A 5,436-nucleotide genomic window follows, 5' to 3' on the forward strand; every position below is an offset into this window, starting at 1 on the left:
GGACGTTTTCGAGAAGGTGAGGTGGGCCCGGCCGTCGTGATTCTGTTGTTCGAGAACAGGTTCCGTCGTTACTCGACTCGTTGGAGGAAGGGGCGAGGCCAGGCGCCGAGTGCGAGAACGGCGAGGATCGTCTGGACTAGTCCGGTGGTGAAGAAGATGCCCTGCAGCGGCGACCAGGCGAGAACGATGGCGATCTCGACGAAGATCCAGATCATCATGGTCAGGCCGGCGGCCGCGTGCAGGCCCCACGTCAGACGGAACCTGTTGTGCTGAGCGAAGAGCGCGGCGGCCTGGATGCCTCCGACGACAACGCCGAGGAGGATTCCGGGCCAGAAATATGAAGGGAAGACGGTTCCCTCGATCCACTCAGGAGGCAGGCCCATCCCGCCGCCGATCGTCAGGCCCGCCATTCCTACGAGCGCAGAGAGCAGGTTTAGCCACGCGATGGCGGACAGACCGATCCGGAGACCCCGTGGAGGGAGCGATGTGGACGTCATGCCTGACAACGATAGAGAGGGTCAGTCGAGCCCGTCCATGTTCCTGCGCGTTGCCGCGCTGGCAGCGTCGGCATCACCCGCGACGATGGCTTCCACTAGATCTCGGTGGGCAGCGGCTTCGTCGTCGATCGATTCGGGGTCTCGCGCCGCGACGTCGGTGATCACGTCCAGGGCCGAGTTGCGGAGCGTTTCGATGAATGAATCGAACACCATCGACAGCACGCTGTTGTGCGCAGCATTCACCACGGCGCGATGTAGTTCCATGTCAGCGTCGACAAATTCTGTTGGTGTCGAGGCATTTTCACGGGCTTCGAGTGCTGCCTGTAACAGATCGACGTCGGCCGAAGTTCGGCGCATGGCAGCCAGGCGGCCCGCTTCCACTTCCAGGAGTCTGCGTACTTCGTAGACTTCGCGGCGGTCCGAGCGTTTGAGTTCTCGCTCGAGTTCTGTGACCGGTGTCGAGGACATGACGTAGGTGCCGGACCCTTGATGCGAGTAGAGCTGGCCCGACGCAATCAGTGCGCGAACTGCCTCTCTGCCGGTCGAACGCCCGACTCCGAGGAGTGTGCTCAGATCCTGCTCGTTCGGGATTTTGGTCCCGACCGGCCACTCGCCGTCGCCGATGAGGCGCGCAAGTTCGTCCGCGGCTTTCTGTACCAGCGACTGCTGCTTGATCTGGCGCACTGCCATGTGACTGCTCCTGACTGACTCGGTGAACCGCAATGGAGCGGCTCACCGAGTAATACTTCATGTCCTCCGATGAATCTTCAGACTACGGGGCCGTCTTTTGGTTTATCGAAGGGCGATGACGTCCAGTTCGCGCTCCGTCTCGTCTTCCGGGTCGAGGCGTCGATCGCGCAAGGTGAATGCGATGACGGCGCCGACGAACAGCACTGCAGTTGTCGCCCCGATCGCCATGCGCGGTCCAAAGTGATCTGCCAGGTAGCCGAACAGTGGAGATGCGATGCCTCCCACGGACATCGCGAGTCCGAGTGTCACCCCACTTGCTGTGCCGGGGCGATTCGGTAGGTAGTCCTGCGCCAATGTCACCTGTGGCGCGAAGGGCAGGAACATAGCAAATCCGAGACAGACGATTCCCAATTCGGCAACTGCAACGTTCGGAGCGGCAGCGAGCAGCGCCAGTGAAGGTACTGCAAGCAGGTAGCCGAGTCGGATGGATGCGCGTCGACCACGACGGTCCGCGAGGACTCCACCCAGTAGCGTTCCGGCCGCTCCCGCCAATGTGAAGGAGGACAACACGATTGCAGCGCTCGAGGACGATCCGTTCAGTCCGTTGAGCACGAACGGTGAGACCAACGACAGTGTGGTCACGTACGGAATCGACCAACAGACCGTTACCAGCACGAGTCGTGTGAACGAGCGCCAATCGTCTGACACCGGACCGTTCGCTGCCAGTTGCGCACTCAACGACTGGGCTGACTCGGCCGCACCAGTGTTGACCGATCGCGACTGGGCGACCATCCACCAAATAGCCGCCACCACTGCAGGAACTGCGAGTAGGTAGCCGCCGGACAAACCGAGTGAGCCAACCACGAGTGTGACAAACGGTGGCGCCAGCGAGGCGCCCAACGTACCGCCCACGGAGAACACGCTCATGGCCTTCTGTGAATGACCTCCAGCCGCGCGTGCCAAATTTGTGGCGGGAGGATGGTATGCGGCGATGCCGATGCCGGCCACGGCAATTGCCAGCCAAGTGACGATGTAGGTGGTGCTCATCGCTGCCACGACAATGCCTGCTGCGGCCGTCACAAAACCTGTGGGTACCAGCCAGTTTCGGCTCTTTCGATCGACCAGCATGCCGAATGCAGGTTGCACGACACTGGATAGTCCGGTCGCGGCGAGCGTGATTCCGGCGACCGCGGAATAGGAATATCCGCGTTCGAGCATCATGAACGGCAACAGTGCAGGCACAGCCCCCTGGTACAGATCGTTCACGACGTGTGTGCCGGTGAGAAATGCAACTTGCCCCTTCTTCATCTCCTTGGGCATCCCTTCGTTCAGGTCTTCAAGTCCTCAGGTCCTCTGAGGACTTGAAAGCTATCACGAACCCGCGGGCGCACGGTTGTGTTGGAGACCTGGATCTCATTCGAGACGACTGACTAACTCGCAGCAGTCGCGGCGTTGCGGGCGGCAAGTTGTGCGAAAGCGTGGGTAAGTTCTGCCGGGCCGACGACATCGATGTCGGTGTCGAATCGGTTGAAGGAGGCTGCCAGCGCCGTCCAAGACCATGATCCGGCTTCGAGACTGCACTGCTCGGGGCCAAGATCTTCGACGATTCCGTCCCCGACAAAGGGAAGAACATAACTGGCTGGTCGATGGAGAACGACCTTGCCATGGCACGGCCAATTGTTGATATGTTCCGATCCTTTGAAGCGCGCGGAAACGTATTCGCTGACGTCGCCGCCGGGGATTTCCTTCGGCGTGAACCGGGGACCGTTCGGGGTGCGTGGGGTGATGCGATCGGCGCGGAAGATTCGCCAGTCGTCTCGCGCGAGATCCCACGCGACGAGGTACCAGCGACGCTTGGAGGTCACCAGATGATGCGGCTCCACTCGGCGCGGGGGTGTTATTTCGCTGTTGTCGGTTGAGTGGTCGTTCGAGTAATCGAAGCGGAACACCTCGCGAGCGCGGACTGCAGCGGAAATTGCTACGAGCACCTCTGGGGACACGGAGTCTGCGTCGCCGGAGCCGGCCGAAATCGTGGTGAACGTGAGCGCGTCGAGGCGATGGCGCAGACGCGAAGGCATCACTTGCCGCACAGTGGTCAACGCTCGAACCGCATCCTCTTCGATACCGACGCCGGTCAGCGTCGCCGCCTGCAGCGCAACTGCCAATGCGATGACCTGATCGTCGTCGAACAGCAGGGGTGGCAGCTCGCTGCCGGCGTCGAGTCGGTATCCGCCGTCCGGGCCCATGGTCGCCGCAATGCGGTAACCCATCTCCCTGAGCCGGTCGATGTCGCGGCGGACCGTGCGATGGCTGATGTCGAGCCGCTCGGCGAGTAGAGCGCCCGGCCAGTCGCGTCTCGTCTGCAAGAGGGACAGCAGATTCAAGAGTCGAGTGGTGGTCGCCATGCGGTGAGACTACGACGAGTCTAGGACGAAAACAGTCCTATACGGCTGTGAGAGTCGACGTTGTCAGGGAAAACCCGAGCGACGTTCGTACCAGGAGCAGACATGAGCATCAAGACAACGACCCACCTCAACTTCCGCGGAGACGCCCGCGCGGCTCTGGAGTTCTACCAGTCCGTCTTCGGTGGCCAGGTCACGATCGCAACCTACGGCGACTTCGGGATGCCCAAGGAGGTGCCCGGCGCTGAGAACATCGTGTTCGGCCAGGTGACAGCGGACGGATTCTGCGTGATGGCATACGACATCCCAGGACAGTCGGGCGGCTCGGCCGGCAACGCAGGCTCGACACACCGCGAGAACGGCACCACGATCACCGACCAACCGTTCTTCGTCTCGGTTCGCGGTGAAACCCTCGAAGAGGTGCAGAACTACTGGGCCAAACTCTCTGCTGGTGCATCGATCATCGAGGGTCTTGCCGCCGCGGCGTGGAGCCCCGGTTTCGGCATGCTCACCGATGCGTTCGGGGTGACGTGGATCCTCGACGTCGCTGCCGGCGAAAACCCGGCCTGATCATTCAGACGACAAAGCCGCTGGCACCAAAAGGTGTCCAGCGGCTCCAGCGCGTCGGTGCCCGTCTTGCGCCTCTCGGCAAGTGGCCACTCGAAGTGGCAATTCTGGGGTGGTACCCGGGGCAAAGAACCGAACACCGACACCCTCTACAACGAGCCTCTGCGGAAAGTTATTCCACGCTGACTCGTGCCGCGGTCAGTCGTGGTCCTGCCCATCGTTCAGCTCCGGCAGAGCTGGGCGACAACGGCTTCGATTGGCTGAGGGGCGCGTTGTAGCAGTGTTGCCAGGTCATCGGACTCTTCGCTGAAGATCCCTTTGCGAATCAGTGGAAAGAGCACAGCAAAGGGTCCGGTTTCGAGGTCGCCCACCTCGCGGTGCTCGATTGTCCTGCCAAGTTCGGCTGAGACTGCTTCGGCGAGTTGATCGAAGGTCCAGGCCGGGCCTCGAAGTTCCCACACCTGCTTGGTGGGAGGGAATGTCAGCGCGATGACTGCTGCTTCGGCGAGATCGGCAATGGAGGAGGTGACCAGAGAACTTCCCGCGCCGGCGGAAACGATGGGTCCGGACTCCATGTCGTTAATTACCTTGGCAGCAAATGCATCCGAGTAGAGAGCATTGCGGAGGACAGTGTGGCTCACACCGATCTCCTGCAGCTCGATTTCCGTAGTGCGATGACCGGGATCGTGCTGCGCTCCCATCGCACTTGTGTACACGATGTGCTCGACGCCTGCCGAGACTGCCTCCTGCACAACAGCTTTGTGTTGCTCTATTCTGACATTCGTATCGAGCGCCGGGCTCGATACGAACAGCAGTCCGTCGATGCCCCTGAACGCGGTCCGTAAACTCGCGCGATCCGTGTAGTCGCCGACTCGCGTATCGATCCCCTGATGACCGAGTGCATCGGTTTGGGTAGTACTTCGGACCAATGCGTGGGTGTTCGATCCGGTATGTGCCTGCAGGATGCGCAGCGCAGCGCCGCCCAGGTTTCCGGTGGCTCCGGTGACGAGAAAGTTTCTCATGGTACGTACTCCAAAGGTGGATTCTGGTGAGTGGTCAGATAGGGATTCGGCTATCGCGAATCCCCATGAAGGCACACAGAATCGTCATCCCAGGGCGACGTAACAAGCTAATGCTGCGGATGGTGGTCAGGAAGTGCGGCAAGAAAGCATTGAAGTGACTCTAGCAGGACTAACGAACCGTACGGCCCGCCTACGAATCGAGATTGCCTTGTAAGAGTCGCGAGAACGGCTCCGGCCCCCATCTCGGTGTGAGATGGG

Annotated in this window: 6 protein-coding genes; 1 reads left to right on the forward strand and 5 read right to left on the reverse strand. The window is 61.1% G+C overall.

Translation table 11 applies throughout. From position 1 onward, the window contains the following. Positions 1-68: 68 nt before the first annotated feature. From RWT78_RS27805 to RWT78_RS27820, 4 genes are all read right to left on the reverse strand, one after another. On the reverse strand, positions 69-497 hold the full coding sequence (locus RWT78_RS27805) for a hypothetical protein (protein WP_225320164.1): 429 nt from the start codon (positions 495-497) through the stop codon (positions 69-71). Between the two features lie 21 nt (positions 498-518). Further along, complete coding sequence (locus RWT78_RS27810) at positions 519-1,187, reverse strand: FadR/GntR family transcriptional regulator (protein WP_003939850.1); 669 nt, start codon at positions 1,185-1,187, stop codon at positions 519-521. Between the two features lie 102 nt (positions 1,188-1,289). Then, positions 1,290-2,495, reverse strand: coding sequence for an MFS transporter (locus tag RWT78_RS27815; RefSeq protein ID WP_314682438.1), 1,206 nt, complete (start codon positions 2,493-2,495; stop codon positions 1,290-1,292). A gap of 122 nt (positions 2,496-2,617) precedes the next feature. Next, positions 2,618-3,592 (reverse strand): WYL domain-containing protein, encoded by a 975-nt coding sequence (locus RWT78_RS27820; RefSeq protein WP_314682440.1) that lies wholly within the window; start codon positions 3,590-3,592, stop codon positions 2,618-2,620. Between the two features lie 102 nt (positions 3,593-3,694). On the opposite strand from RWT78_RS27820, the gene RWT78_RS27825 reads away from it, so the two are divergent. Next, positions 3,695-4,159 carry a VOC family protein gene (locus RWT78_RS27825; protein WP_314682443.1) on the forward strand — a complete coding sequence of 155 codons (465 nt, stop codon included), beginning with the start codon at positions 3,695-3,697 and terminating at the stop codon, positions 4,157-4,159. A gap of 218 nt (positions 4,160-4,377) precedes the next feature. Here the strand turns inward: RWT78_RS27825 and RWT78_RS27830 are convergent, their stop codons facing one another. After that, positions 4,378-5,178, reverse strand: coding sequence for an NAD(P)H-binding protein (locus RWT78_RS27830; protein WP_314682444.1), 801 nt, complete (start codon positions 5,176-5,178; stop codon positions 4,378-4,380). Positions 5,179-5,436: the final 258 nt, after the last annotated feature.

Source organism: uncultured Rhodococcus sp., assembly GCF_963525155.1.
GTDB lineage: Bacteria > Actinomycetota > Actinomycetes > Mycobacteriales > Mycobacteriaceae > Rhodococcus_F > Rhodococcus_F qingshengii.

Bases quoted from the DNA above. Each gene is read 5' to 3' on its own strand.
- RWT78_RS27815 (WP_314682438.1), bottom strand. From the start codon at position 2,495: ATGAAGAAGGGGCAAGTTGCATTTCTCACCGGCACACACGTCGTGAAC.
- RWT78_RS27825 (WP_314682443.1), top strand. From the start codon at position 3,695: ATGAGCATCAAGACAACGACCCACCTCAACTTCCGCGGAGACGCCCGC.
- RWT78_RS27805 (WP_225320164.1), bottom strand. From the start codon at position 497: ATGACGTCCACATCGCTCCCTCCACGGGGTCTCCGGATCGGTCTGTCC.
- RWT78_RS27810 (WP_003939850.1), bottom strand. From the start codon at position 1,187: ATGGCAGTGCGCCAGATCAAGCAGCAGTCGCTGGTACAGAAAGCCGCG.
- RWT78_RS27830 (WP_314682444.1), bottom strand. From the start codon at position 5,178: ATGAGAAACTTTCTCGTCACCGGAGCCACCGGAAACCTGGGCGGCGCT.
- RWT78_RS27820 (WP_314682440.1), bottom strand. From the start codon at position 3,592: ATGGCGACCACCACTCGACTCTTGAATCTGCTGTCCCTCTTGCAGACG.